Annotated in this window: 23 protein-coding genes and 4 pseudogenes; 12 read left to right on the top strand and 15 right to left on the bottom strand. The window is 65.1% G+C overall.

Annotated features, from left to right (window positions below; genetic code table 11):
* The first annotated feature begins 6 nt into the window (after positions 1-6).
* On the top strand, positions 7-1,419 hold the full coding sequence (locus tag ACNANG_RS16840) for a mannose-1-phosphate guanylyltransferase/mannose-6-phosphate isomerase (protein ID WP_420223946.1): 1,413 nt from the start codon (positions 7-9) through the stop codon (positions 1,417-1,419).
* Positions 1,420-1,604: 185 nt separating this feature from the next.
* Here ACNANG_RS16840 and ACNANG_RS16835 read toward each other — a convergent pair whose 3' ends face one another.
* The 7 genes and pseudogenes from ACNANG_RS16835 to ACNANG_RS16805 all read right to left on the bottom strand — a co-directional run bounded on the left by ACNANG_RS16835 (position 1,605) and on the right by ACNANG_RS16805 (position 6,696).
* On the bottom strand, positions 1,605-2,375 hold the full coding sequence (locus ACNANG_RS16835; protein ID WP_420227571.1) for a lysophospholipid acyltransferase family protein: 771 nt from the start codon (positions 2,373-2,375) through the stop codon (positions 1,605-1,607).
* A gap of 5 nt (positions 2,376-2,380) precedes the next feature.
* Positions 2,381-3,672 (bottom strand): annotated as a pseudogene (locus ACNANG_RS16830) (dihydroorotase).
* A 69-nt stretch (positions 3,673-3,741) separates the two neighbouring features.
* A complete protein-coding gene (locus ACNANG_RS16825; protein ID WP_420223945.1) occupies positions 3,742-4,398 on the bottom strand; it encodes an acyltransferase in 657 nt (218 codons plus the stop codon).
* A gap of 177 nt (positions 4,399-4,575) precedes the next feature.
* Positions 4,576-5,517 (bottom strand): annotated as a pseudogene (locus tag ACNANG_RS16820) (aspartate carbamoyltransferase catalytic subunit); the annotation flags it as partial.
* The gene (ruvX, locus tag ACNANG_RS16815) at positions 5,516-5,935 is read right to left on the bottom strand and encodes a Holliday junction resolvase RuvX (protein ID WP_420223944.1); all 420 of its coding nucleotides are present in this window, start codon (positions 5,933-5,935) and stop codon (positions 5,516-5,518) included. The gene ruvX and the pseudogene ACNANG_RS16820, both read right to left, overlap by 2 nt.
* Positions 5,928-6,500 (bottom strand): YqgE/AlgH family protein, encoded by a 573-nt coding sequence (locus ACNANG_RS16810; protein WP_420223943.1) that lies wholly within the window; start codon positions 6,498-6,500, stop codon positions 5,928-5,930. Before ACNANG_RS16810 ends, ruvX begins: the two co-directional genes overlap by 8 nt.
* Positions 6,501-6,531: 31 nt before the next feature.
* Positions 6,532-6,696 carry a rubredoxin gene (locus tag ACNANG_RS16805; RefSeq protein WP_179584690.1) on the bottom strand — a complete coding sequence of 55 codons (165 nt, stop codon included), beginning with the start codon at positions 6,694-6,696 and terminating at the stop codon, positions 6,532-6,534.
* 153 nt (positions 6,697-6,849) lie between these two features.
* Between ACNANG_RS16805 and thiD the strand changes: the two genes are divergently transcribed.
* The 6 genes and pseudogenes from thiD to ACNANG_RS16775 all read left to right on the top strand — a co-directional run bounded on the left by thiD (position 6,850) and on the right by ACNANG_RS16775 (position 13,383).
* A complete protein-coding gene (gene thiD / locus ACNANG_RS16800; protein ID WP_420223942.1) occupies positions 6,850-7,764 on the top strand; it encodes a bifunctional hydroxymethylpyrimidine kinase/phosphomethylpyrimidine kinase in 915 nt (304 codons plus the stop codon).
* A 20-nt stretch (positions 7,765-7,784) separates the two neighbouring features.
* Complete coding sequence (gene thiE / locus ACNANG_RS16795; protein WP_420223941.1) at positions 7,785-8,516, top strand: thiamine phosphate synthase; 732 nt, start codon at positions 7,785-7,787, stop codon at positions 8,514-8,516.
* A gap of 13 nt (positions 8,517-8,529) precedes the next feature.
* Complete coding sequence (hemL, locus tag ACNANG_RS16790; protein WP_420223940.1) at positions 8,530-9,816, top strand: glutamate-1-semialdehyde 2,1-aminomutase; 1,287 nt, start codon at positions 8,530-8,532, stop codon at positions 9,814-9,816.
* A 78-nt stretch (positions 9,817-9,894) separates the two neighbouring features.
* Positions 9,895-11,121, top strand: a complete 1,227-nt coding sequence (argJ, locus tag ACNANG_RS16785) for a bifunctional glutamate N-acetyltransferase/amino-acid acetyltransferase ArgJ (RefSeq protein ID WP_420223939.1) — start codon at positions 9,895-9,897, stop codon at positions 11,119-11,121.
* Between the two features lie 46 nt (positions 11,122-11,167).
* A pseudogene (locus tag ACNANG_RS16780) lies at positions 11,168-12,031 on the top strand (ATP-binding protein); the annotation flags it as partial.
* Between the two features lie 164 nt (positions 12,032-12,195).
* A complete protein-coding gene (locus ACNANG_RS16775) occupies positions 12,196-13,383 on the top strand; it encodes a thiamine phosphate synthase (RefSeq protein WP_420223938.1) in 1,188 nt (395 codons plus the stop codon).
* Positions 13,384-13,514: 131 nt separating this feature from the next.
* Here ACNANG_RS16775 and ACNANG_RS16770 read toward each other — a convergent pair.
* The 5 genes and pseudogenes from ACNANG_RS16770 to ACNANG_RS16750 all read right to left on the bottom strand — a co-directional run bounded on the left by ACNANG_RS16770 (position 13,515) and on the right by ACNANG_RS16750 (position 19,139).
* Positions 13,515-14,797, bottom strand: a pseudogene (locus ACNANG_RS16770) (NAD(P)/FAD-dependent oxidoreductase).
* Positions 14,794-16,251 carry a M28 family metallopeptidase gene (locus ACNANG_RS16765; protein ID WP_420223937.1) on the bottom strand — a complete coding sequence of 486 codons (1,458 nt, stop codon included), beginning with the start codon at positions 16,249-16,251 and terminating at the stop codon, positions 14,794-14,796. Before ACNANG_RS16765 ends, ACNANG_RS16770 begins: the two are co-directional and overlap by 4 nt.
* Positions 16,252-16,260: 9 nt before the next feature.
* Entirely contained in the window at positions 16,261-16,956 is a 696-nt protein-coding gene (locus ACNANG_RS16760; protein ID WP_420223936.1) for a dienelactone hydrolase family protein, read from the bottom strand.
* A gap of 142 nt (positions 16,957-17,098) precedes the next feature.
* Positions 17,099-18,085 (bottom strand): Bug family tripartite tricarboxylate transporter substrate binding protein, encoded by a 987-nt coding sequence (locus tag ACNANG_RS16755; protein ID WP_420223935.1) that lies wholly within the window; start codon positions 18,083-18,085, stop codon positions 17,099-17,101.
* Positions 18,086-18,218: 133 nt separating this feature from the next.
* Positions 18,219-19,139, bottom strand: a complete 921-nt coding sequence (locus ACNANG_RS16750) for a LysR substrate-binding domain-containing protein (RefSeq protein WP_420223934.1) — start codon at positions 19,137-19,139, stop codon at positions 18,219-18,221.
* Between the two features lie 197 nt (positions 19,140-19,336).
* Here ACNANG_RS16750 and ACNANG_RS16745 point away from each other — a divergent pair, with 197 nt between their 5' ends.
* The 5 genes from ACNANG_RS16745 to ACNANG_RS16725 all read left to right on the top strand — a co-directional run bounded on the left by ACNANG_RS16745 (position 19,337) and on the right by ACNANG_RS16725 (position 23,220).
* Positions 19,337-19,522 carry a hypothetical protein gene (locus ACNANG_RS16745; protein ID WP_420223933.1) on the top strand — a complete coding sequence of 62 codons (186 nt, stop codon included), beginning with the start codon at positions 19,337-19,339 and terminating at the stop codon, positions 19,520-19,522.
* Complete coding sequence (locus ACNANG_RS16740; protein WP_420223932.1) at positions 19,516-20,373, top strand: glutamate cyclase domain-containing protein; 858 nt, start codon at positions 19,516-19,518, stop codon at positions 20,371-20,373. Before ACNANG_RS16745 ends, ACNANG_RS16740 begins: the two co-directional genes overlap by 7 nt.
* A gap of 16 nt (positions 20,374-20,389) precedes the next feature.
* Positions 20,390-21,385 carry a tripartite tricarboxylate transporter substrate binding protein gene (locus tag ACNANG_RS16735; RefSeq protein WP_420223931.1) on the top strand — a complete coding sequence of 332 codons (996 nt, stop codon included), beginning with the start codon at positions 20,390-20,392 and terminating at the stop codon, positions 21,383-21,385.
* Positions 21,386-21,417: 32 nt separating this feature from the next.
* A complete protein-coding gene (locus ACNANG_RS16730; protein WP_420223930.1) occupies positions 21,418-22,209 on the top strand; it encodes a maleate cis-trans isomerase family protein in 792 nt (263 codons plus the stop codon).
* A 78-nt stretch (positions 22,210-22,287) separates the two neighbouring features.
* Positions 22,288-23,220 (top strand): LysR family transcriptional regulator, encoded by a 933-nt coding sequence (locus ACNANG_RS16725; RefSeq protein WP_420223929.1) that lies wholly within the window; start codon positions 22,288-22,290, stop codon positions 23,218-23,220.
* Between the two features lie 84 nt (positions 23,221-23,304).
* On the opposite strand, the gene ACNANG_RS16720 is transcribed toward ACNANG_RS16725, so the two are convergent.
* The 3 genes from ACNANG_RS16720 to coaE form a co-directional block, all read right to left on the bottom strand.
* Positions 23,305-23,523 carry a DNA gyrase inhibitor YacG gene (locus ACNANG_RS16720; protein ID WP_420223928.1) on the bottom strand — a complete coding sequence of 73 codons (219 nt, stop codon included), beginning with the start codon at positions 23,521-23,523 and terminating at the stop codon, positions 23,305-23,307.
* Between the two features lie 35 nt (positions 23,524-23,558).
* Positions 23,559-24,314 (bottom strand): cell division protein ZapD, encoded by a 756-nt coding sequence (gene zapD / locus ACNANG_RS16715; protein WP_420223927.1) that lies wholly within the window; start codon positions 24,312-24,314, stop codon positions 23,559-23,561.
* 193 nt (positions 24,315-24,507) lie between these two features.
* Positions 24,508-25,146, bottom strand: a complete 639-nt coding sequence (gene coaE / locus ACNANG_RS16710; protein WP_420223926.1) for a dephospho-CoA kinase — start codon at positions 25,144-25,146, stop codon at positions 24,508-24,510.
* Positions 25,147-25,246: the final 100 nt, after the last annotated feature.

Raw genomic sequence — 25,246 nt, 5'->3', positions numbered from 1 at the left:
TGCTTCATGATCCCCGTAATCCTGTCAGGCGGTTCCGGTACGCGCCTCTGGCCTCTGTCTCGCGCGCTGCATCCCAAGCAATTCATCAAGTTGCTGGATGATGTCAGCCTGTTCCAGGGCACGCTCGAGCGCCTGCGCGGCCTGTCGACGGGGGCTCTGGCTCCCATCATCGTGAGCAACGAGGCGCATCGCTTCATCGTGGCCGAACAGTGCCGCGCGATCGACGTCAACCCGCAGGCCATCCTGCTGGAACCGGTAGGCCGCAATACCGCGCCAGCGATCGCCGCTGCCGCAATCGCCGCGACGGCCAAGGGTGATGACCCTATTCTTCTGGTGCTGGCCGCTGACCACGCCATCAAGGACATTCCCGCTTTCGAAGCGTCGATCCGTGCGGGTCAACCTGCTGCCGAAGCCGGCAAGCTGGTGACCTTCGGGATCGTGCCGACGGCGGCCGAAACGGGTTATGGCTACATCCGCGTGGGCGAACCCACGACGACGATGAAGCCGATTGCCGTGGAAGCTTTCGTTGAAAAGCCCAATTCCGAGACGGCGCAGGAATACGTGTCCGGCGGCCGCCACCTGTGGAACAGCGGCATGTTCATGTTCAAGGCATCGGTCATGCTGGCCGAACTGGAAAAGCACTGCCCCGCCGTGCTGGCCGCGGCGCGTGCAGCGTTCGACGCCGCCAAGACCGATCTGGACTTCGTCCGCCTGGACAACGCCCAGTTCTCGGCCTCGCCCGACGATTCGATCGACTACGCCGTGATGGAAAAGACGGACAAGGCCATGGTCGTGCCGATGGACGCCGGCTGGAGCGACGTGGGCGCCTGGGGCTCGGTGTGGGCGACGCTGGACCGCAATGAATCGAACAATGCGGTCAAGGGCGACGTTATTACCGCCAATGTCACCAATAGCTATATCCACGCGGAACACCGCCTGGTGGCCGGCTTGGGCCTGGACAACATGGTGATCGTGGAAACGTCGGACGCCGTGATGGTCGCGCCGATGGACCGTGTGCAGGACGTGAAGAAGCTGGTCGACCAGCTGAAGGCCAAGAAGCGGTCGGAAGTGACGGCGCACCGGGAAGTGTTCCGTCCCTGGGGTTCGTACGATTCGATCGATAACGGCGGCCGGTATCAGGTGAAGCGGATTACCGTGAAGCCGGGCCAGAAACTGTCGGTGCAGATGCATCACCACCGTGCCGAGCACTGGATCGTTGTGTCGGGTACGGCCAAGGTGCAACTGGGCGACAAGGAAATCCTGCTGACGGAAAACCAGTCGACCTACATCCCGGTGGGTGTGGTGCACGCGCTGGAGAACCCGGGCAAGATCCCGCTCGAGCTGATCGAAGTGCAGTCGGGTGCGTATCTGGGTGAGGACGATATTGTCCGGTTCGAGGATCGGTACGGCCGCGCGTAAGTCGCACAGCCAGCTCGATCGCGCGTCATAAAGAACCCGGCATGCCTATGGTAGTGCCGGGTTTTTTATCGCTTGATGCGGGATGCATCCGCAGGCTAGGTCCTGCCGTCAGCCACCCTGGTACGCCCGTTACGTCAGATGGCAGACGCGATAATGAGAGAAGATCGGCGTGGCTAGCGCGCCACTTACGCGCTCTGCCGCACAAACTCCCCCTCCACCACCTGCTCCCGGATCATCCGCCGCGTCTTTTCCGACAGTTCATGCCGCGATCCGTAGAACGACTCGCTATCGGACCGGCGAATCGGCTGCAGGTACACCACGTCTACTGATACGCCGCTCTCCCCCAGCACCCGCCACGCATTTGCCACCAGACTTTCCGTGCCTGTGTAGGCAGCGAAACTGCTGCGCTGCCCCCGCAACCGATATCGCAACGCGACTGGCTGGATTGCCACACCTGATTGCAATGCCGGTTCGAATAACCCCGCATGGAAGGGCAAGACGTCCATGCCGTCCGAGGTCGTCCCTTCCGGAAACAGCCCGACCAGTTGATTCTTTTCAAACCGCCGGCCCATTTGGATCCCGACATTCGTCACGGCTTTGCGATTGCCGCGTTCGATGAATATGGTGCCGACCAGCGCAACCAGCCAGCCCAATATGGGCCACTGGCGGATTTCGCGTTTGGCTACGAATATCGTGGCGCGGCGGCTGCATAGAACGAATATGTCGATCCAGCTGACGTGGTTGGCGACGATCAGGCCGCTGCCGAATGCCAGGGGTTCGCCAATCACGTCGATGCGAACCCCGCAGATGCGCAGCAAGACCGTGGACCACCATTTGTACAGAGCGTCGCGGCGCGGGATGGAGGCCCATTGGTAATAGCCGAGCAGAATGACGAAGCCCAGCAGTATCCAGGTAAGGACGCCAACGATGCGGATCAGGAAACGCAGCAGGTGCAACACGTTTAGCGCGCCGTTTGATAGGCGATCAGGCCGCCTACGATGGTGGTGATGACCTTGCCGGGCAGTTCCATGCCCAGGAAGGGGTGTGTTTGCCCTGGCTGAGCAGGGTGTCGGCACTGACCCGCCATTCTTCGTCCAGGTCGACCAGGCACAGGTCGGCTTGCGAGCCCAATCCTAGTTGGCCGCAGGATGCGATGGCGCGGGTGCCGAGGAGTTTGGCGGGTTCGCTGGTGACGCGGGCGATGGCAAGCGACAGGGGCTGGCGACAATCGCGGGCCCATTTCAACGCCAGGGATAGCAGCAGTTCCAGGCCGGTGGCCCCGGCTTCGGCTTCGGCGAAGGGCAGCATTTTGTAGTCGTCGTCGACCGGGGTGTGGTCGGAGCATATGGCATCGATGGTGCCGTCGGCGAGACCCGTACGGATGGCGTCCCGATCACGCTGTCCGCGCAGGGGCGGGTCCAGGCGACAGTTGGAGTCGAAGTAGCCAATGTCGATGTCGGTCAGGTGTACGTGGTGGGCGCTGACGTCGCAGGTGACGGGCAGGCCTTCTGCGCGAGCGGCACGGACCAGTTTCAGGCCGGCCGCGCTGGACAGACGGCACAGGTGGACCCGGGCGCCGGTGGCGCGTTGCAGTTCGAAGATGGTCTGCAGGGCCAGGGTTTCGGCCTGTTCCGGGATGCCGTTGAGGCCCAGGCGGGTGGCCATGGCGCCGCTGGCGGCGACGCCATCAGCGGCAAGCCAGGGGTCTTGCGGGCGCAGCCACAGTGCGTAGTCGAAGGTGCGGGCGTACTGCATCGCGCGCAGCAGGACGTTGGTGTCGGTAATGGCGACGTCGGCTTGGGAGAAGGCGACGCAGCCAGCCTCGGTCAGCTCGGCCATTTCGGTCAGGACCTGGCCCTTGAGCCCGACGGTGATGGCGCCCAGCGGATAGACATGCGCTTGGTTGAGCTGGCGCGCGCGGTGCTTGAGCATTTCGACCAGCCCAGGTTCGTCCAGGACGGGGTCGGTGTCGGGCGGCAGGACGAGGCTGGTGACGCCGCCGGCCAGCGCGGCGTTCATTTCCGATTCCAGGGTGGCGCGGTATTCGAAGCCGGGTTCGCGCAGGCGGGCGGACAGATCGACGAGGCCCGGTAACACCGCCATTCCGGTGGCGTCGATAACCCGGTTGGGCACGAAGCCGCCCGGTGCCGCGCCAATGCTGACCACGCGGCCACCGGCAATGTAAAGGTCTTGCACGGCGTCGACGCCATTGGCCGGATCGATAAGGCGGCCGCTTTTGATGTGCAGATTCATGGGGTCAGTGATTGCCTGTGACCCCGGAATTCTACAGGGCGAGCCGCCCGGACTTTCGTGATGAGGCGATCAGCTTGCCAGTCGTTCAGGCGCGGAGACATCCCGCAGCACGGACAGGCTGCGAATCGGCGGCACCCCCGCCACCACGCGCGCCGGGTTGCCCGCCGCGATGGTGTTGGCCGGGACGTCGTGCGTGACCACCGAGCCTGCGCCAATCACGGCGTTGTCGCCGATGTGGACGCCCTTGAGAATCACAGACCGGGCGCCGATGAAGACGTTGTTGCCGATCACAACGGGTTTGGCGCCGATGCGGTCCGGGTCGCGTTCGTAGCGGCGATTGGGCGCCGTGACCGGATGGAAGTCGTTGTCGGCGATGATGACGTCGGACCCGATCAGGCAATGCCGCCCCACCGTGACGGACATGGCCGCACAGATGACGGTGCCGGTCAGGCCTGCGTCGTCGCCGATCGAGATATGCGCGTGCGGCCGGACCGTGCGCAGGATGACCGGGTTGATCACGCCAAGGTCCGCCACCATGGATGTCGATACCAGTACGGTGCGCTGGCCGATTTCCAGGGTGGAGTCGGCCATCAGGGTAATGATGGGCAGTCCCAGGAAGGTCACGCCTTTTTTCAGGGAAACGCCTGGCTGGAGCGAGGCGACGGTTTTTCCTGCACGGCAGTACAGGAAGTAGACGCGCCGCAAGACTTTCTTGATGGTTTTCATGGCGTGGGCATCCGTAGGGACATCTATGTGGCGCCGCAGTGCTCAAGCTGTTCACTGAACGCCCCGCCATTAAACGGCCCAGGGCCGCGAGATGCCTACACGCGTATGCCGTACGCCCTTGGTGTAGCGGCTCTAGATCGAACGCCGGTGCTCATCCGCAAGGGAGGTACGCGGCGCCTAGCTGCCCGCAACGATGCTCATGACGGCCATTCGCACGGCGATCCCGAAGGTGACCTGATCAAGGATTACCGCCTGTTTGCCGTCAGCGACCGACGAATCGATTTCCACGCCCCGATTCATCGGCCCGGGGTGCATCACGATCGCGTCGGGGGCGGCCAGCGCCAGCTTGTCTTGCGTCAGGCCGTAGTGCTTGAAGTATTCCTGCGCGGAAGGCAGCAGCGCGCCGCGCATGCGTTCATTCTGCAGGCGCAGCATGATAATGACATCGACACCTTTCAGGCCTTCGGCCATGTCGGTGAAGACTTTGACGCCCAGGCTTTCCATGCCGGCGGGCAGCAGGGTCAGCGGTGCAATGACACGCACTTCGGGCACGCCCAGGGTAGTCAATGCGTGGATGTCGGACCGCGCCACCCGCGAATGCAGCACGTCGCCCACGATCGCCACCGTCAACTTGGTGAAGTCCTGCTTGTAGTGACGGATGGTGTACATGTCCAGCAGCCCCTGGGTGGGGTGCGCATGACGGCCGTCACCGGCATTGATGACGTGGATATGCGGCGCGACGTGCTGGGCGATCAGGTGCGGCGCGCCGCTGGACGCATGACGCACCACGAACAGGTCCGCCTGCATGGCCGACAGATTGTTGATGGTGTCCAGCAACGATTCGCCCTTGCTGGCCGACGAGGCGTTGATGTTCAGGTTGTAGACGTCGGCCGACAGGCGTTTCGCAGCGATCTCAAAGGTGGTGCGGGTACGCGTCGAGTTTTCGAAGAACAGGTTGAAGACGCTCTTGCCGTGCAGCAGGGGCACCTTCTTGACCTCGTGATCGGCAAGCGGCGCGTAGGACGCGGCGGTATCGAGCACGTGGTTGATGACGGCGCGCGGCAGCCCTTCGATGGACAACAGGTGGGTCAGTTCGCCGTTGCGGTTGAGCTGGGGGTTACGCATGCGGCGGCTCGGGCGGCTCGTCGAAGTAGCTTTGCAGGATGATGGCGGCGGCCACGGCGTCGACACGCTGGCCGCGCCGCGATCCGCCCATTTCGGACTGCGCGGCCAGGCTGGTGCCGCGCTCGTCCACCAGCGCCACAGGCAGACCGAAGCGGCCCTTGAGCTGGTTCGCGAACTTGCGGCAGTGCGCCGTCATGGGTTGTTCTTCACCGTCGGCATTGAGCGACAGGCCCACCACCAGGCGACCGGGCTGCCATTCCTTGATCAATGCTTCGATGCGGGCAAAGCGCAAGTCGCGCGAGGGATTGCCCAGGACTTCGAGCGGGCGGGCATGGGCGGTCAGGGTGTTGCCGACTGCGACGCCAATGAACTGGGTGCCGTAGTCGAAGGCCAGCAGCGTTTCGTCAGGCATGGCCGGCTTCGCCCGCCAGCATGATGGGGTCGATGCCAAGGAGCTTGAGGGCCGCATTGAAGCGCTGTTCGGGCGGCGTGTTGAAGATGATGTCCGGGCTGGCCGTGACGGTCAGCCACGCGTTGTCGGACAGTTCTTCTTCGAGCTGCCCGGCGCCCCAGCCCGAATAGCCCAGCGTGACCAGAAGGCGCGGCGGACCGCCGCCTTCGGCCACCGCCTGCAGGACGTCGCGGGACGTGGTCAGGGCCAGTTCGCCGACTTCGACCGTGGACATGTACTTGCCCGTGGGTGCGTGCAGCACGAAGCCGCGGTCGGTCTGTACCGGGCCGCCGTAGAACACCGGCTCGGTATGACCTTCCGTGTCGACGTCGTCGATGTCGAGTTCGATGCGTTCCAGAAGGCCGGCCAGGGTCAGATCCGTGGGCCGGTTGATCACCAGCCCCAGCGCGCCTTCAGGCGTGTGTTCGCAGACGTAGATCACTACGCCCGCGAAATTGGGATCCGCCATGTTGGGCATGGCGATCAGGAACTGGTTGGAGAGGTCGATGGCGGTGCTGTCGGTCATGCTGCGATTGTAATGCGGCGGCGCTGGATTCTCAGATCTCTACCATTTCGAAGTCTTCCTTGCGGGCGCCGCATTCCGGACAGACCCAGTTCGGCGGCACGTCTTCCCAGCGGGTGCCGGGGGCGATGCCCTCTTCGGGCAGGCCGGCTTCTTCGTCATAGATCCAGCCGCAAATCAAACACATCCAGGTACGCATTATCGAGTTTCGCTCTGTAGGCCAACCCGGAAATCCGGGAGTCGGCGGGCTTCCATTAGAATCACGCATCTTACCCAAACCCGTTGGCCTCCGTCGCGCGCCGTCGCCGGCGCTCGCCACCTTTTACAGATTTCACGTTTGCCAGCCTCTGCCTTGACCCCTCCCCTTGTCCTTACGTTCGCGCCGTCAGACCCCAGCGGTGGCGGCGGGATCCAGGCCGATCTGCTTACCTGTGCCAGCATGGGGTGCCAGGCCCTGACGGTGCTGACCGGGTTGACGGTGCAGGATTCGGCGGGCATCGAAGACAGCCAGGAGGTCGATCCGGAATGGATCGACGACCAGGCGCGCAGCCTGCTGGAAGACATGCCAGTCCGCGCCTTCAAGATTGGCGGCATGTTCAGCCCCGAGGCCGTGAGCACGATTGCCGAGATCCTGGCCGACTATTCGGCGATTCCGGTCGTGCTGCACCTGGGGTCGGATCCCCTGGAAACGCAGGATGCCGAAGCCGAGGACTCGGCCGAGGAGATCCTGTCGGCCACGCTGGAATTGCTGGTGCCGCAGGCGACCCTGGTGGTGGTGGACGCCATGCGCCTGCGCCAGTGGGTGGCCGATGGCCTGCTGGAACTGGAGTCCAGCTCGGAATCGGGTGTGCAGGCCCTGCTGCGCCTGGGGGCGGGCTGGGTGCTGACGACCGGCTTGCATCTTGGTGGCGAAAACGTGGTCAACACCCTGACCGGCGCGGGCGAATCGCCGTCGGACGTGATCGAGGTCGAATACCGCTGGATCCGCCTGCCAGGCAACTTCCGCGGCGCGGGCAACACGCTGTCGGCTGCGCTGGCGGCGATGATGGCCGGGGGTGTCGAAGCGCCCGACGCCGCCGCCGAAGCGCAGGAATATACGTGGCAGGCCCTTTCCGCCGGCTTCCAGCCGGGCATGGGACGCATTCTGCCCGACCGCTTTTTCTGGGCGCGCCAGCCGGATCGTGACGGCGGCCACCCTTCCACCATTGGCGACGATACCGTCAGCGGCGCGGCCACCGATTCCGCGCGCGGCGGTCTGTCGTCCTGACCTTGCCGGGAGCCTGGACGATGTCGTCAGCATCTGCATTGGACCTGCCTGCGCCGACCCCGAAGTCTTTGGCGTTTCCCCCAGCCAGCCCGATCATGGGCCTGTATGGCATCACTCCCGAATGGGATGACATCGATCGGCTGGCCGAGGGTATCGCGGCGGCTTCCCGGGGCGGGATGCAGGTGCTGCAGTTCCGCCGCAAGCTTGCGTCCGGAAATCGGAAACTTGCGGAGGCGCGCCGGTTGAAGGACCTGTGCGACCGGCTCGGGATTGTTTACATCATCAACGATGACTGGCGCCTGGCCCTGGACGTGGGTGCGACCGGCGTGCATCTGGGCCGGGACGACGGCGATCTGGCGCCCGTGCGTGCGCAGGTGGGCCAGGGCATGCTCATCGGTGCGTCTTGCTATAACGAGCTGGCGCTGGCCGAATCCGCCTTGCGCCAAGGCGCCGACCACGTGGCGTTCGGGGCAGTGTTCACGTCGCCGACCAAACCGCTGGCTGTGCGCGCGCCCCTGTCGTGCCTGACCGCGGCACGCGATTTGCGCCTGCCCCCCAACGGCGAAGACGCCCGCCGCCCCGCCGTGGTTGCCATTGGCGGTATCACCCCCGACAACGCGCCGTCCGTGGTCGCCGCCGGGGCCGATGCGCTGGCCGTGATCAGCGCCCTTTTCGAGACCGACGACATCGAAGCCACCGCCCGCGCATTCAGCCGGGCGTTCGCATCGTCCGCTCCAACCCTGTCTGAATAAAGAAGGCCCAGCCATGACCCGCAACGCAGAGCTTTACGAGCGCGCAAGCCGCACCATTCCCGGAGGCGTGAACTCGCCCGTGCGTGCCTATCGGTCGGTGGGCGGCACGCCGCCGTTCATTGAACGCGCGGCCGGTCCGTATGTATGGGATGCCGACAAGCAGCGGTATATCGACTACGTGGGGTCGTGGGGGCCGGCGATTCTGGGTCACGCCCACCCGGCGGTGATCAAGGCGGTGCAGGACGCGGCCGTGAATGGCCTGTCGTTTGGCGCGCCGACCGAAGGCGAAGTGCAACTGGCCGAGATGCTGTGCGAACGCATGCCCTCGATCGAGCAGGTGCGCCTGGTCAGCTCCGGCACGGAAGCGACCATGAGCGCGATCCGCCTGGCGCGAGGCTTTACCGGCCGCGACAAGATCATCAAGTTCGAGGGCTGCTACCACGGACACGCCGACAGCCTGCTGGTCAAAGCCGGGTCGGGCCTGCTGACCTTTGGCAACCCGACATCGGCGGGCGTGCCGGCCGAATTTGCCGCTCACACGCTGGTGCTGGACTACAACGATCTGGATGCGGTGGAAGCGGCGTTCAAGGAATACGGCGGCCAGATCGCGTGCATCATCGTCGAGCCGGTTGCGGGCAATATGAACCTGGTGCAGCCCAAGCCGGGCTTCTTGCAAGGCCTGCGCGAACAGTGCACGCGCCATGGCGCGCTGCTGATTTTTGATGAGGTCATGACGGGATTCCGTGTTGGCCCGCAAGGGGTGCAGGGCCGCGCGGGCATCACGCCCGACCTGACCACGCTGGCAAAGGTGATTGGCGGCGGCATGCCGATGGGCGCGTTTGGCGGCCGTCGCGACGTGATGGCCAAGATCGCACCGCTCGGCCCGGTGTACCAGGCGGGCACGCTGTCGGGCAACCCGATTGCCGTCGCGGCCGGTATCACGACGCTTCGCCTGATCGGCGAGCCGGACTTTTACGAGCGTCTGGAAACACAGACGGCGCGCTTGGTGAAGGGGCTGTGTTCGCTTGCATCGGACGTCGGCATTCCATTCAGTGCGGATTCGGTGGGCGGCATGTTCGGCATCTACTTCCGAGACACCATTCCGACGTCGCTGGCCGAAGTGTCGGCATCGAATGTGGATGCCTTCAACCAGTTTTTCCATGCGGCGCTGTCGCGCGGCGTGATGTTCGCGCCGTCGGCGTTCGAGGCCGGCTTCGTGTCAGCCATGCATGACGATGCCGTCATCAAGAACACGCTGGACGTGGCGCAAGCTGCGTTTGCGGAGATCACCGCGCGCTGATCACTGGCCGGCTGTGCGTGGCCGGCTTCGTTGTCCATTCTTGTCTTTTCTCCTTTCTACTGCCTGCGAGGACCTTCCATGGCCGTCAACCTGAACATTCCCGCCCAGGACACGATCCTGCCTGTCGATGGTATCGAGATCGGCGTGACCGAAGCCGGGGTCCGCAAGGCCAACCGCCGCGACCTGACCGTGTTCCGGTTCGCGGAAGGCACGTCGGTGGCCGGCGTGTTCACGCGCAACCGCTTTTGCGCCGCGCCGGTGCTGGTCTGCCAGGACCATCTGGGCAAGGGCGCGGCGATCCGCGCCATGGTCATCAACACGGGTAACGCCAATGCCGGTACCGGCGAACCGGGCCTGGCCGCGGCGCGCGCCACCTGCGATGCCCTGGCGGGCCTGCTGGGCGTGGCCGCCGACCAAATCCTGCCGTTTTCGACCGGCGTGATCTTGGAACCGCTGCCGGTGGATCGTATCGTTGCCGGCCTGCCCGCGGCGATCCAGGCGTTGGGTCCGAACAACTGGTTCGACGCGGCGCACGGCATCATGACCACCGACACACTGCCCAAGATCGTGTCGCGCAAGGTGTCGATTGGCGGCAAGTCCGTGACGTTGACCGGCATCAGCAAGGGCGCGGGCATGATCCGCCCGAACATGGCGACCATGCTTGGTTTTCTGGGCACCGACGCCGGTATCGATCAAGGCTTGCTGACGCAGTTGGCGCGCGACGTGGCCGACGTGTCGTTCAACCGGATCACGGTCGACGGCGACACGTCCACCAATGACTCGTTCATCATCGCGGCGACGGGCAAGTCGGGCGTCACGGTGACGTCGGCCCAGGATGCTCAGTACGCTGAACTTCGCGACGCCCTGAAGGCGGTGGCGACGGAACTGGCCCAGCTGATCGTGCGCGATGCGGAAGGCGCCACCAAGTTCATGACGATCAAGGTCGAAGGAGCGGGCACGCAAGACGAAGCCCTAAAGGTGGCCTACGCGGTCGCGCACTCGCCGCTGGTCAAGACGGCCTTTTATGCCTCGGACCCCAACCTGGGCCGCATTCTGGCAGCCATTGGCTATGCGGGCATCGACGACCTGGACGTGAGCGGCGTCAACCTGTGGCTGGATGACGTGCACGTTGCCGTCAATGGCGGCCGCAATCCCGACTATCAGGAGGCCGATGGCCAACGCGTGATGAAACAGGCCGAGATCCTGGTGCGCATCGGACTGGGCCGCGGCAACGTGACCGAGACCGTGTACACCTGCGATTTTTCGCACGAGTACGTCACGATCAACGCCGACTACCGTTCATAACAACAAGAGGTCATCCGTGGCAAAGTCCAAGCCTGCTGCACTGCCTATGCTCGACACCGTCGACCTGGGCGCTTTCCTGGCGCGCGCCGACCGTGTGCTCGCGCAACTGGAAGCCTTCCTGCCCCCTGCCCCACCGGCAACCGAGTGGGAATCGCACGCCTTCCGCTGGCGTCGTCGCGGATCGCGCGGCTGGCTGGAACCCGTGCGCCACATTGCGCGCATCGGCATGGATGACCTGCAGCACATCGATCGGCAGAAACAGATCATCGACCGCAACACGGCCCAGTTCCTGGCGAACCGGCCAGCCAACAATGTCCTGATGACCGGCGCTCGCGGCACGGGCAAGAGTTCGCTCGTCAAGGCGATGCTTGCTCAGTACGCTGACGAAGGGCTGCGCCTGATCGAAGTCGACAAGTCCGATTTGTGCGACCTGCAGGAAATCGTGGAAGCCGTGGCGCAACGTCCGGAACGCTTTATTGTGTTCTGCGACGACCTGTCGTTCGAAGAGGGCGAAGCGGACTACAAAGCCCTGAAGTCGGTGCTGGATGGATCGATTGCCGCGGCCACCAACAACGTCTTGATCTATGCGACATCGAACCGCCGGCACCTGATGCCGGAATACATGAACGAGAACCTGTCGGCCAAGCACCAGACCGACGGCGAGATCCACCCAGGCGAAACAGTCGAAGAAAAGATCTCGTTGTCGGAACGGTTCGGCCTGTGGCTGTCCTTCTACCCGTTCAAGCAGGACGACTATCTGGACATCGTGGCGCACTGGCTGGAAGAGCTGGGCTGCGATGCCGACTCGATCGCGGCCGCGCGGATGGAAGCGCTGCAGTGGACGCTGGAACGCGGGTCGCGGTCGGGCCGCGTGGCGTGGCAGTTCGCGAAGGACTGGGCCGCACGGCATGGCGGCGCGGGCGTGACGGCGTTGCCGGTGCGCGGTGAAGCGTTGGCTGATGACAAGGCGTCGCGCAAGGCGGCGAAAAAAGCCGCAAAGGACCTGATCAGCGCGCCGCCGGAAAAGCGGACAAAGATTGCGGATTACGGCGACGCGTCGGACGAAAGCGATCTATGACGGTGAATACTGCGGGTGCGGACGGGAGCAAGCTGCTCGATGTGGCTGTGGGCGTGGTCATCCGCCCCGATGGCAGCCTGCTGCTCGGGCAACGGCCCGACGGCAAACCTTACGCAGGGTGGTGGGAACTGCCTGGCGGCAAGCTCGAGCCCGGCGAGACCGTGCTGGAAGCGCTGGCCCGCGAACTGAAGGAAGAGGTCGACATCGACGTCACCGCGTCGACACCCTGGGTCACGCACATCCATGCCTACAGCCACGCCACGGTGCGGCTGTTCTTTTGCCGCGTGACGGCATGGACCGGCGAGCCGCGCGGCCTGGAATCGCAGGCCTTGCAGTGGGTCGGGTCACGCCTTGCGACCGAGGACGAGATTGCGGCGGCACGCCTTGCCCTGTCGGACCGCCTGGCCGCGCTGGAGGCCCGCAAGGCCGCCGGCGAGACGCCCGGTGAACTCGATGTGGCGCAGGCCCGCGCCCAGGCGCCCGAAGATGCCCTGGGCCTGGCCTTGACGCCCGCTGTCGGTCCCCTGTTGCCCGCCGCCCTGCCACCGCTGCGTTGGCTGCAGGTGCCGACGCGGTATGCGATTACGCAGATCGGCGGACCTGCCGGCTTGCCCGCCTATTTGGAACGCCTGGACGCGGCACTGGCGTCGGGCCTGAAGCTGGTGCAATTGCGCGAGCCCGCCTGGCCTGACGGCGTCGATGCCGACAGCCTGTTCGACGCCATGCAGCAGATCCTGGCGCGCACCCGGTTCGCGGGCGCGCGCCTGCTGGTCAACAGCGTGCATCCCGAGGCCTGGTGGTCCATTTCCGACGGCGTCCACTTTCGTGCCACAGATGCCGCGCAGGTGTTGCACGCGGCAGATGTGGCAGAAAACGGCGATTTTAGAAACGGGGATACCGCCCCGACCGCCCTGCCCGCCGGCAAATGGCGCGCGGTGTCTGCGCACAACGCTGAGGATCTGGCGTGCGCGCGCGCATTGGACGCGGAGTTTGCGGTGCTTGGGCCCGTGCTGGACACGGCGTCCCACCCTGGCGCGCAGACGCTGGGATGGAAGGGGTTCGCAGCGTTGGTGCAGGCTGCCGGGCTGCCGGTGTTCGCCTTGGGTGGGCAGTCCGACGCGACCGAGCAGATGGCTCGCGAGCATGGCGCGCACGGCATTGCGGGGATCCGCGGACTGCTTTGATGCAGCGGTTCCGCTGCGCCACTGCTGCACCTGGCCTTGATCGGCCTTGCTTGGCGTAGATTGGCTTTGCTTGGCGTGGCTTGGCCTTGCTTGGCGTAGCTTGGTCCTTGCCTTGCCTTGCCTAGCTCAGCCTAGCGGAACCTGAGCGGCGACACGGCTTCCATGTCGATCTCTGGTTGCCGCCCCGTCGCCAATGCCGCGATGGCATCGCCTGTCAGCGCGGCCAGGGTCAGGCCCAGATGCCCATGTCCGCAGGCCAGCAACACGTTCGGCGCCCCAGGTGCACGGCCGATCACGGGGCGGCTGTCGGGCACCGAGGGCCGGGGCCCCACCCAGCGGCTGATGGGCTCGGCATCCAGCCCCTTTGCCCAGCCATCCAGACCGGTTAACACCGGCACCGCGCGGTCATGATCCGGCCGCGCGTCGGGCACGTCGAATTCGGCCATGCTTGCCAGCCGGATGCCTTTCTCCATTGGCGTGACGGCCACCTTGCGTTCGACCAGCAACAAGGGCATGCGCAGCGCGCTGCTTTCGCGTGGCAACATCACGTGATAGCCGCGCTCGGACACCAGCGGGATATGCACGCCCAGTTGCCTGGCGAACGCTTGCGACCACGCCCCTGCCGCCAGCACCACCAGATCGGCATCGATTCGGCCGTCCTGCGTCTGGATGCCCTTTGCATCGAGACCCGTCGCCGTCGCCTTGACGATGCGGCCGCCCGCTTGTTCGACGCGCGCCGCCAGCGCAAGTGACAGGCTGAGCGTGTCCGTCACGTAGCCCATGCTGGGCACGTGCATCGCGCCCCCGATCGTCAGTGACAGGGTGGGTTCGATGGCACGGGCGGCGTCCGCATTCAAGCGTTCGGACGCAACGCCCAGATCTCGGCGAAAGGCGTAGGACCCCTGCGCGGCGTCCAGCGCAGCCTGGCTGCGGAACACGTGCAGCGCGCCCGACTGGATGACCAGATGCCGCGCGTTGACGTCGTCAAGTACGGGCAGCCAGCTGTCCCAAGCCTTGCCTATCATCGCCGCCATGGCCAGTGACCCGGCCTTCACGGTGGCCGGGTTGCCGTTGTTGATGAAGCGCAAGAACCACGGCAAGTGTTTGGCCACATACCCGGGGCGCGCAACCAGCGGGCCAGCTGGATCGCGGAGCAGATTGATGGTCTGGCGCAAGATGCCGGGCGTCGCCTGCGGAATGACGGATGCCGTGGCGATATGCGATGCGTTGCCGAAGCTTGCGCCCTCCCCGGCCCGCCCCGGTCGACGACCGTGACCTGGAAGCCGGCGCGTTGCAGCGCGCGGGCGCACGCCAGACCGACCAGGCCCGCGCCCAGGATGGCAACGGTGCCGGAATTTACGTTGCTTGCGGTCCGGCTGGACCGCCCGCCGGGCGATTCATTCACAGCGTTCATGTTGCGGCGGCCCGAGTGACATCTGCCCATGCCTGGATGGCACCGTCGTGCTCATTATTGGGCGCGCTCAACATTGCGATCTGCTCATTGCTGGCGGTCAGCGCCGTCCACAGCACCGCGCCTGCGGTGGCCGTAGCCTTGCGCAGCACCGACTCGTCCACCAGGTCCCTCGTGTCGGCCGGGGTCAGCAGCAGGCGCAGCGAACTGTCGGGTTCGTTGAATCCTGCAATTAATCGCATCGCCGGAATGCCGACAGCGGCGAAATTGGCGTGATCGCTGTTCGACATCAGCGGCAGGTGCTGCGCGATGGGCCGGCCTGCGCCGCTGGCCGCCGCGTCGACCAGCGGCGCCAGTCCCACGAACCCGGAAATGAGCGCAGTCAGATTCGGCGACCCGGCCAGCGAGTCCAGGTTGACGTTGAGCTTGATGCGGTCGCGTTCCTCGGCCGGCAGCTTGGCCAACCATTCGCGGGAGCCGTTCAGCGCCCATTCTTCAGCGCTGAAAATGCAGACGGTCAGACCGCGCGGCAGGCTGGCCACGTGCGGCGCCATCTGGCGCGCCAGCGCCAGCGCCGCGGCCACGCCCGTACCGTTGTCGATCGCGCTTTCGGCCAGCGGGTGGCCGTCGATATGCGCCGACAGTACCACGCGGTCCGGGCCCGCACCGGGCAGGTCCAGCACCAGCACATCGGTCTGCGCGCCGGTCAGGTCTTCGGCGTCGATGCGCACGTGCACGCGCGCGCCGGGCTGTTTGAGCACCGCCGCCGATTCCGCCGACAATCCCATCGCGGGAATGCCCGGCGCGCCGCCCCGGCCCGACGAACCCGATACCGGGCCGACATTGCATTCGGGATGCGCGACAAAGAACGCAGCGGCGCCTGCCGCTTGGGCCGCCGCCAGCTTGACGCGGCGGTGGACGGTGGAGGTCGAGAAGGGGTATTCGTGCTCGACCAGCACGGCCTTGCCACGCACGGCATCGCCTGCCGCCTGGATCTGTTCTGGCGTGCCACGACCCAGGTTGAGCACGGCTAGCGTCAGGCCTTCGGCTGGCGTGGGCGCGGTGCCGAGCAGCGGCGTGGCGACCAGCGGTTGGGATGCCGAAGACGCGTCGTGTTGGTTGACTGCGCGGACCTCGGCGACATGGCAGACCCAACCCGCGTACGGGGTGGGGTCTCGGCGTGTCGCTGCGCCGGGCAGGATGGCATCGAGCCGCGAGGCGCACCAGGCCTGGGCAGCCGCTTCGCTTGGCGTGCCGGCCAATCTGCCACCGGTGTCGCACAGCGCGTTGAAGTCGGCCCAGAGGGCGGGATCGTTCTGTACGGCGCGCAGGTAGTCGGCCAAAGGCAGTGGCGTGTCGGCATTGGCACGCCAGGCTGGCAAGGCGTGGGCAGATGCACCGGCATCCCTGATCGAGCCGGACGTATCGCGCGTTGGCGTCGTTGAAGTCGTTGACATGGACATCGATCAGCCGATGTGGGCTTTCAGGAAGTCCAGGGTGCGCTGCTCTGCCAGTGCCGCCGATTCCGGGTGGTACAGCGAACGCTGATCGCAATTGAAGCCGTGCCCGGTCGGGTAGATGAAGGTCTGCGACGAGGCAGGAGCAATGTCGCGCACGCGTTCGATGTCGGCCAGAGCGATCAGGTGATCCTTCTCGCCCCAATGCAGCATCATCGGAATGCGCGGCCGGTCTTCCATGACCGTGGTAATGGCATTGCCGTAGTAAGACACGGCGCAGGTGATCAGGCTGTCGCCGCTTGCGCTGCGGCCGGTGCTGCGCGACGCCGCGACCCACGCCGCCGTGCCACCCCAGCAGTAGCCGACGATACCTACCTTGCCGGCATGCGCCACGGCTTGCGCGGCGGCTTCGATATCGAGCACGGCCTGATCCCAGTCCAGTTCGCGCATGAGCGCCTGACCGGTCTTGACGTCTTCGTCGCCATAGCCCAGGTCCAGATCGGGCTGGACGCGGTCGAACATGTTCGGCGCGATGGCAAGGTATCCGTGCCCGGCATACCGGTCGGCCACGCTGCGGATGTGGCTGTTCACGCCGAAGATCTCGGGCAGGATCAGCAGGGCCGCGCGCGGCGTGCCTTCGGGTTCGGCCACGTAGGCTTTCAGTTCGAAGCCGTCGGCGGCTTTCAGGTCAAGGGTGCGGGTCATGGTGTCTTCTCCTGGTCTGTCTATGTTTGGATATCTGCACATGGCGACATCGTGCATGTCGGTAGTACAGCGCGTTGACGCGTCGGTGCAGGCGACGCGTGGCGCTTCGGTACGCGGACCTGCCGCGTGCCGTTCATGGGTCTCAGTCGACCTTGATCTTGGCCTGCTGCACCACGGTGCGCCACTGCGCCAGATCGCCCTTCATGACCGCCGCGAACTCCGTGGTCGGCTTCAGGGACGGCGTGATGCCCAGCGCTGCGAAACGTTCCCGCATTTCGGGCAAGGCCACGACGTTTTTCAGCGCCAGATTGATGCGATCGACAACGGCTTTGTCCAGCCCGGCCGGCCCGACGATGCCCCACCAGTTCAACGCGTACACGCCTTTGATGCCGAGTTGATCGAAAGTCGGGATCTCCGGGAATTCCTTGCTGGGTGTCGGCGATGCGATGGCCAGGGCACGAAGGCGCTCGCTCTTGACGAGCGGCATGCCCGACGCGGTGCTGGTGAAGGTGGCGTCGACCTGACCGGCCATGGTCTCGTTGATGGCCAGGCCTGATCCGCGATACGGCACGCTGACGATGGACGTGGCCGTCTTCAATTGCAGCAGTTCCGCGGCCAGATGGCCCAGCGATCCGGGACCGGCGTTGGCGATGTTGACGCCGCGTTCCTTGCCGCGCGCCAGGAACTCGTCCACGGTCCGGCTGCCCGCAAAAGGCACGAACAGCACCAGCGGGGCGGACCCGATCTGGCTGACCGGAGTGAAGTCTTTTTCGGTGTCGTAGCCGGGCGACGCGGTGCGGACGGCGGCATTCAACAGCAGAGCCACATCACCCAGCATCAGGGTGTAGCCGTCAGCCGGGCTGCGAGCCAGTTGCGTGGCGGCGATGGCGGTATTGGCGCCCGCGCGGTTGATGACGACGATGGACTGGCCCATTTCCTTCTGCAGGAAGGGCGCCATGGCGCGGACGATGATGTCGGACGCGCCGCCGGGTGCGTAGGGCACCACCAGCTCGATAGGACGCGACGGATAGGTCTCGGCGGACGCCGAGGCAGGCGCCATCAGGGCGGGCGTCAGGACCGCGCAGGCAAGCAGGCTGGCGGACAGTTTCCGGAGGATCGAGCAGACCATGGTCGGTGCCACACAAGGGAGTCAGGGAAGCCGCTACCTTAAGTTTGCTGTCCGGACAGGGTCAAACGAAAAGCCGACGACTCATATTCCAGTTTGGAATGCAAGGGACGGTCGGTCTCAACACCACGGTGGCTTAGCGGTCCAGATAGGACTGCAAGCGCATTTGCGTCAGTTGTGCTTCGGACAACATCCAGTCAAGCAGACGATCACGCGCCGAGTTTCGTCCGGCCCCCGCTGGCACCACACCATAGTAGGCATACCGTGCGCGCACGCAATCGTTGAGCGGACGCACCAGTTGTCCGCTCTGCAATTGATCGAGCACCATGAACAATGGACAGATGGCCAGCCCGCAGCCCGCAATGACCGCAGGAATCAGCACCGAAAATCCTTCGAACAGAAGTTCTGGCCCATCATGCTCCCAGTCCGGCGCTGCCACCGCGCTCCATTCCCGCCAGTCGTATCCGCGCTGCGCACGTTGCAGCAAGGGCAGGCCATCTAGGTCGCGCGGCGATTCGATACGGCGCCCGGCGAGCAGGCCTGGGCTGGCGACCAGGGCCATCTCGCGTCCCAGCAGGTAGGTGGCGCGCGCGTCGGGCCACCGCCCTCCTCCCACCCGGATTTCCATATCGAATCGTTCGGTCACCGGCGAAAAATCCGGCAGCCGCGGCCGCAAGCTCAACTTGGTGGTCGGGGCATTGGCCAGGAAACGCGGCAGCCGGGCCACCAGCCAATGCGCAGCAAACGCGGGCGAGGCGGACAACTCGACGGACGACCCGGCCGCCTTTTCGCCCGCGACCTCTTGCGCAATGGCCTTGCCTTCGTCCAGCATCGCCAGCGCATCGGCCGCATGCGACAGGTAGGCACTGCCCGCGGGCGTCAGCAACAGCGCGCGGCGCGACCGCTGGAACAGGCGAAAACCCAATTGATGCTCGAGCACCTGGACCTGTTTGCTGACCGCGCTTTGCGTGACGCACAGCGTTTCGGCAGCACGCGTGAAGCTCTGCAGCCGAGCCACTTCCATGAAAGCGCGGAGGGTGGAAAACGAGGCAGTCATGGGTGCGGGCAACGTGGGCGCAGAGGCGGACAAGGGGCCTCATTCTACGGCCGGTGATCTTGCCGACGCGACCTGCACACGCCATCGGCGACTGGCAATCCATAACATTCTGTTATCCAGACAGCCAATAATTTGATTTTTCAGCCGGCCCGCGGTCCACCAGAATGGTTGCTCCAATGCAGCTTTCCGGAGAACACATGCCCGACATCATTGGCGATACCGTCGATCGATTGATCACCGTCGAGATGCGCAACCGCGCAATGAACCACGGCATCATCCGCCAGATTTACGACGAAGCCCGCCGTGAGGGGGTGGCCGGCCGATTACCGCGCGCGCCGCTCAAGCGCTGGCGGACCGCGTCAAGCCTGGCGATACCGTGCTGATCGTGACGGGCGCGGGTTATGCACCCGAAGCGCCCAATGGCGAAAGCGACGGGCCGCCGGGCGCCGCCGCGCTGGCCCGAGCCATGTTCTGGGGACTGCGAGCCGTTCCGGTGTTCGTGACAGAGCCGTGCCACGCGCCTCCAGTTGTGGCCAGCAGCCAGGCGGCCGGCATCATGGTGCGGGACTATCCGCTCGCCAAGTCGCGCCGCATGGGCGCCGCGCTGATGACGTCGCCGACCGAACAGCATGCCGTGGAGGAATGGGCGGCCGACGTCTTCAAGATCTGCCGCCCCGCGGCGATTATTGCGATCGAACGCCTGGGTCCGAACGTGGACGGCATCCTGCATTACTCGACCGGCGTGCGTCCGGAAGGCTGCGTGGACCTGTCGCCTCTGTTCGACGAAGCCCGCAAGCGGGATGTGCTGTCGATCGGCATCGGTGACAACGGCAACGAGATCGGCTTTGGCCGCATTCACGGTTTCATGCAGGACTTCCATCCGTATGGACGCCGCTGCCAATACGACGGCGGCAAGGGCGTGCCGACGATCGTTGCAACCGACATCTTTCTGCCGGCGTCGATTTCCAACTGGGGCGCCTATGGCATCTGCGCCATGCTTGCCTTTCTGTGCAAGCAGCAGGACCTGGTGCAGACGCCTGAACTCGAACGCAAGATCGTGACCGCCTGCCTTGATGCGGGCGGTTGGGAGATGCGGTATTGCACCTCCCGCTTCATTGTCGATGGCACCGAAGGCGAAAGCTCGATGGCCATCGTCCAGCTGCTTCGGGACATGGTCCGCGTGAACATCGCGCCCCCCGACCGCGGGCTGTCCCACGGCGATATCGACCGCTAACTTCATCGAGTCCACCATGACGTCTTTCTTCCAACGCCTTGTTGCGGCCGCCGTGTGCGGCGCCGCGTTTTCTGCCCTGCCGCTGGCCGGCGCCCATGCAGCCGCGGCCGATGCGCCGTCGCTGGCAGGCAAGCCGGTGCGCATCGTGGTGCCCTACGCCGCGGGCGGCCTGGCCGACATTACCGCGCGCTTGCTGTCCGATCATCTGAGCACGCGCCTGAACACGACCGTCATGGTCGAAAACCGGCCCGGCGCCAATGGTTCGATCGGCACCGCGCTGGTTGCCAAGGCCCCGCCCGACGGGCACACGCTGGCACTGGTGGTCAGTTCGCACGTGTTCGGCAAATCCTTGATGCCTGACCTGCCCTTCGATCCGATCAAGGACTTCACGCCCGTCACCCTGGCGACGCGGACCGCCATGGTGCTGGTGGCGACGCCCGATCTGCCCGTCAAGAACGTGCCCGAACTCATCAGCTATGTGAAGGCGCGGCCCAACCAGCTGGCGTTTGCGTCGGCCGGCAATGGAAGTAATGTCCATATATTCGGACAATCGTTCGCGGACCTGGCCGGCCTGCGGATGGCGCACGTGCCGTACAAAGGCAGCGCCGCCGCGCACGTCGACCTCATGGCCGGACGCACGCAGATCGTGTTCGACACTTTAGGCGCCGTGCAGCCGCACATTGCCGCCGGCAAGATGAAGCTGCTGGCCGCGGGCGCAGACCGGCTGCCGCTCTACCCCGACCTGCCAACCGTGGCCGAAGCCGGCTTTCCGGGCTTCCGCGCCGAGTCGTGGGGCGCGGTCATCGCGCCCGCCAACACGCCACCGGACGTGGTGAACCTGCTCAATCGCGAGATCGTTGCCGTTCTCAACCTTCCGCCCGTACGCAAGCGTCTGGAAGATGCAGGCGCGCAGATCGTGGGAAGCTCGCCCGCCGAATTGCAGACCCTGCTGGTATCCGAAGAAAAGAAGTACGGCGACCTGATCCGCACCATGGGCATCAAGCTCGATTGACCACCCCGACAGACCGCACCAGGAGACAAGACATGAAGGCAGTCGCCCTGTACAGCCACTATGGCTGGAAGGCAAAGATCGGCCTGATCGTTCCATCGACCAATATCGTGAACGAACCCGAGTTCTGGCAGATGGCGCCCGATGGCGTCGCCATTTTTACCGCGCGCGCCATGCTGCTGGGCGCCGCAAGTGAAGAGTCGTACTACCGGATGGCCGCCGCGGTCGATGGCGCCGCCGAGCAGCTGGCGACCGCCGAAGTCGACATCGTCGCCTATGGCTGCACGTCCGGATCGTTCGTGTGCCCCATGGAAGAGATCGTGGACGGCATGGCCAAGCGCACTGGAACACCGGCCATCGCAGCCGCCGGCGCGGTGGTTGCCGCCCTGCGCGCCCTGGGCGCCAGACGCGTCGCGCTAGGCACCCCATATGTTGACTTCGTCAACCAACGTGAAGTCGCCTTCCTGAAGGAATACGGCTTTGACGTCACGGCCATGCAAGGCTTGCTGCTGGGCGAGACCCAGGAAGAACGCCGCGCCATCGGCCGCGTGCCGCCTGAAGCCATCTACCGGCTTGCCCGCGCCATTGACCGCCCCGACGCCGATGTCATTTTCCTATCGTGCACCAACCTGGCGTCGCTCGAGGTGATCGCCGAGATCGAGCAGGAACTGGGCAAACCGGTTGTCACCAGCAACCAGGCGTGTTTCTGGGCGTGCCTGCGTCGCCTGGGCCTGAAGATGCCGGTGTCCGGCTATGGCACCCTGCTGGAAACCTGCCTGGATCCCATCACCGATGCCGACTTTGCGCTGACGGCGCCGGCGCGCTGATCGCACCGCAGGCGCACCTTGCCCACCGGCGCGGATAACGGTAAGGTGCGGGCCGATCCTTCCTCGCGGAACCCGCCGGTGGTCAGACCCCTTAATTTTCGCCAGCTCGAAGCCTTTCGCGCCGTGATGCTGACTGGCAGCATCACGGGCGCCGGTCATTCGCTGTCGATCTCGCAGCCCGCCGTGTCGCGGCTCATCCGCGACCTGGAAGCGGAACTGAAGCTGTCGCTGTTCCAGCGCCAGGGCACCCATATCGTTCCAAGCGAAGAAGCGCGCGAGCTGTACCGCGAAGTCGAGCGGCACTTTTCGGGCGCCGAACGGATTCGCGATGCCGCCCGGTCATTGCGGTTGTCGAAGGCGGGTTACCTGCATATCGGGACCATGCCCAACCTGTCGATGGTTTGCATCCCGAAGGCGGTTTCGGCCATGCTGAGCCAATATCCCGACCTGGTGATTTCGGTGCATCCCGACAGCTCGGTCAACCTCAACCAGATGTTGCTGCATGGCCAGCTGGATGTGGCCTATGCCGTGCCGCCCGCCGACCCGCGCGGCTTGGTGCACGCGCCGTTTCCGCCGACCCAGGCCGTCTGTGTGATGCCCTTGGGACACCGGCTGGAGCGCAAGCGATCCGTGGCCGTGGGCGACCTGCATGACGAGGATTTCATTGCCCTGGGGTCGAACAGCATGCAGCGCATGCAGATCAACGCCGCCATGCTGAAGGCAGGCGTGCGGCCGAACATCCGGCTGGAAACCGTGCATTCGTCATCCGTGGTGAGCTACGTGAGCCAGGGCGTGGGGGTGGCGGTGATCGACCCGATTGCGGTGATGGGACCGGGCGCGGAGCAGATCGCGATCCGGCCCTTCAGCCCGAAGATCTCGATGCCCTTTGCAGCGGTGTACCGCGACATGCCCGCGCCGTCGCGCTTTGCCGCGGCGTTCACGGACATGTTGCGTGCCGTCGTGGCCGAGGAACTGCATGTGATCGACACGCTGATCCGGCCGAAACGCTGACCCGGGTTTGTCGGGACTATCAAGGCGCCGATCCAGCGCAGCCGGCCTGTCGGGTTCCAGCAGGACGGCCAGCTTCAGGACAATTCAATTGAGCAGCGATTTGGGCGGCGGACTGAGCTTTTCGCCACTGTCGCCGGTCAGCCCATCCGTCTCGAGCGGCGCGCCCGGGATCGCGAACTTTTCATCGGCCCAGGCGCCCAGGTCGATCTGCTTGCAGCGTTCGGAACAAAAGGGGCGGTAGGGATTGTCGGTGCTCCACTCCGCCATCTTGGAGCAGGTGGGGCATTTCACTTTTTTGACCATGATGGGTTGTCGTGTGCGGCTGTCTTGTGCGGTCCCTAGATGCTGTTGCACAGGGCCAGTTGGAAAGGAACGTCTTGCTGGACGTGCTGCGGCTTCATGTCGCCGCCCTGGATCGAGAAGCGGATCGACACCATGTACTTGTTGGCGCTGATCTCGGGAAAGATCCCGTCCCCCTCTTCCACGTACACGCGCAGCAATTGGAAAGCCTTGCCACCCAGCATCTGCCGGTAGGCGCCTTCTTCGGCCAACAGGGGCTGAGGCTGGCTGGATTCCCGCAGCATTTTTAACACGATCGTCAGCCCTTCCCGCAGCGGCAGGAAGGGCTCGACCCATTGCGCCAGGTCATTGACCCGCTGCTGGGCGGGCTTGTGCCGCCACGCATGATAGGCGGGCAGGTCGAACTCGCACACGCCGCCCGGAATCGCCAGACGGCTGCGAATGCTGGTGAGCCAGTCATTCTGACGTATCGGGTCGCCTGTCTTGCCCTGCTGGTTGAGCGCGGCCGCCGCGTCTTCGATGCTGGACAATAGCGCCCCGAGGGCCTCGTGATCCACGCCGGGATGCTCGCGCAGGCCATGCAGGGACTGCCGGTAGCGTTCAAGATCTTGCAACAAATCCGACTTCAGATCGGCACGGGCCGAGACGTCAAGGATCTCGAACAGGGTCGTCACGGCGACGTGATGACCGCGCGCGTCGGGCTGACGCACGAAGAAGAACATGGAATCGAACAGTTTTTCCAGACGCAGCAGCGTGCGGACACGTTCGTTGAAGGGGTATTCGTATAGAACCACTAGACCGCCCCGGATCGCAATGAAATGAATAACCTCGTCCTTTATCAGGGAGCGAGGATGATGCCGTGGCCGCCGGACGTGCGCTGGCGCGGTGCCTAGGCCCTGCGCCGAGCGGTGCTCTTGGCACTCCGCCGTGCGATGCATCCAGCCCTGCAACGGGATAGATCTGCAAGACCGAGGGTGCCGGCGCCGTTCAACACGGTGCGTGCGCCATCGCCAGCCAGTGCTGATGCTGGGCCAGTGTGCGCTGCACGAGCTGATCGGGGTCCGTCGCGCCATCATTCAAGATCACGTCGTCAGCCACTGCCAACCGCGCCGTGCGCGTCGCCTGCGCCGCCATGATGCGATCGATCAGCGCAGGGTCAAGACCACTGCGCGCCTGGACGCGCCGCACCTGGGTGGCCTCGTCGCAATCCACGACACAGATCCGGTCCACCCGTTGCCGCCAACGGCCGTTTTCCACCAACAGCGGCACGACAAACACCTGATACAGGCCCCGCACGCGGTCGGCTTCAGCGTTCACACTGTGACCGATCATCGGATGCAATAGCGTTTCGAGTTGTGTCTTGGCCTGCGGGTTAGTAAATACTAACTCTCGCATTTTGGCCCGGTCGAGCGCGCCGTTGGCGTCGATCATGCCGTCGCCAAACGCTTGCCGCAACGGTTCGATTGCGGCGCCGCCGGGAGCAGTCAGCTGGTGGGCGATCAGGTCCGTGTCGATGACGGCGGCACCGTTTTCCGCCAGCAGATCGGCCACCCGCGTTTTTCCGGACCCGATGCCGCCGGTCAGGCCGATTTTGAGGGGTTGCTGGAGGGGAGCGGGAGAGGTCATGCGCGCGGGCTTTGGACTTGAAGGTCTAGCCCACTTTGTAGGGGCAAGCGGCGCGTGGCGTCAAACGGGGCTTGGGAATGGCTGCCTTGCGGGACTTGCC

The organism is Pigmentiphaga litoralis (assembly GCF_048632615.1).
GTDB classification, from domain to species: Bacteria; Pseudomonadota; Gammaproteobacteria; order Burkholderiales; family Burkholderiaceae_B; genus Pigmentiphaga; species Pigmentiphaga litoralis_B.
Note: the sequence above shows the minus strand (reverse complement) of the source record. Positions and strands in the feature narration are given on the sequence as shown.

Coding starts and splice junctions, on each gene's coding strand:
- ACNANG_RS16840 (WP_420223946.1), top strand. CDS start 7: ATGATCCCCGTAATCCTGTCAGGCGGTTCCGGTACGCGCCTCTGGCCT.
- ACNANG_RS16825 (WP_420223945.1), bottom strand. CDS start 4,398: ATGAAAACCATCAAGAAAGTCTTGCGGCGCGTCTACTTCCTGTACTGC.
- ruvX (WP_420223944.1), bottom strand. CDS start 5,935: ATGCCTGACGAAACGCTGCTGGCCTTCGACTACGGCACCCAGTTCATT.
- ACNANG_RS16810 (WP_420223943.1), bottom strand. CDS start 6,500: ATGACCGACAGCACCGCCATCGACCTCTCCAACCAGTTCCTGATCGCC.
- ACNANG_RS16805 (WP_179584690.1), bottom strand. CDS start 6,696: ATGCGTACCTGGATGTGTTTGATTTGCGGCTGGATCTATGACGAAGAA.
- thiE (WP_420223941.1), top strand. CDS start 7,785: ATGTCGTCAGCATCTGCATTGGACCTGCCTGCGCCGACCCCGAAGTCT.
- hemL (WP_420223940.1), top strand. CDS start 8,530: ATGACCCGCAACGCAGAGCTTTACGAGCGCGCAAGCCGCACCATTCCC.
- argJ (WP_420223939.1), top strand. CDS start 9,895: ATGGCCGTCAACCTGAACATTCCCGCCCAGGACACGATCCTGCCTGTC.
- ACNANG_RS16775 (WP_420223938.1), top strand. CDS start 12,196: ATGACGGTGAATACTGCGGGTGCGGACGGGAGCAAGCTGCTCGATGTG.
- ACNANG_RS16765 (WP_420223937.1), bottom strand. CDS start 16,251: ATGTCAACGACTTCAACGACGCCAACGCGCGATACGTCCGGCTCGATC.
- ACNANG_RS16760 (WP_420223936.1), bottom strand. CDS start 16,956: ATGACCCGCACCCTTGACCTGAAAGCCGCCGACGGCTTCGAACTGAAA.
- ACNANG_RS16755 (WP_420223935.1), bottom strand. CDS start 18,085: ATGGTCTGCTCGATCCTCCGGAAACTGTCCGCCAGCCTGCTTGCCTGC.
- ACNANG_RS16750 (WP_420223934.1), bottom strand. CDS start 19,139: ATGACTGCCTCGTTTTCCACCCTCCGCGCTTTCATGGAAGTGGCTCGG.
- ACNANG_RS16745 (WP_420223933.1), top strand. CDS start 19,337: ATGCCCGACATCATTGGCGATACCGTCGATCGATTGATCACCGTCGAG.
- ACNANG_RS16735 (WP_420223931.1), top strand. CDS start 20,390: ATGACGTCTTTCTTCCAACGCCTTGTTGCGGCCGCCGTGTGCGGCGCC.
- ACNANG_RS16730 (WP_420223930.1), top strand. CDS start 21,418: ATGAAGGCAGTCGCCCTGTACAGCCACTATGGCTGGAAGGCAAAGATC.
- ACNANG_RS16720 (WP_420223928.1), bottom strand. CDS start 23,523: ATGGTCAAAAAAGTGAAATGCCCCACCTGCTCCAAGATGGCGGAGTGG.
- coaE (WP_420223926.1), bottom strand. CDS start 25,146: ATGACCTCTCCCGCTCCCCTCCAGCAACCCCTCAAAATCGGCCTGACC.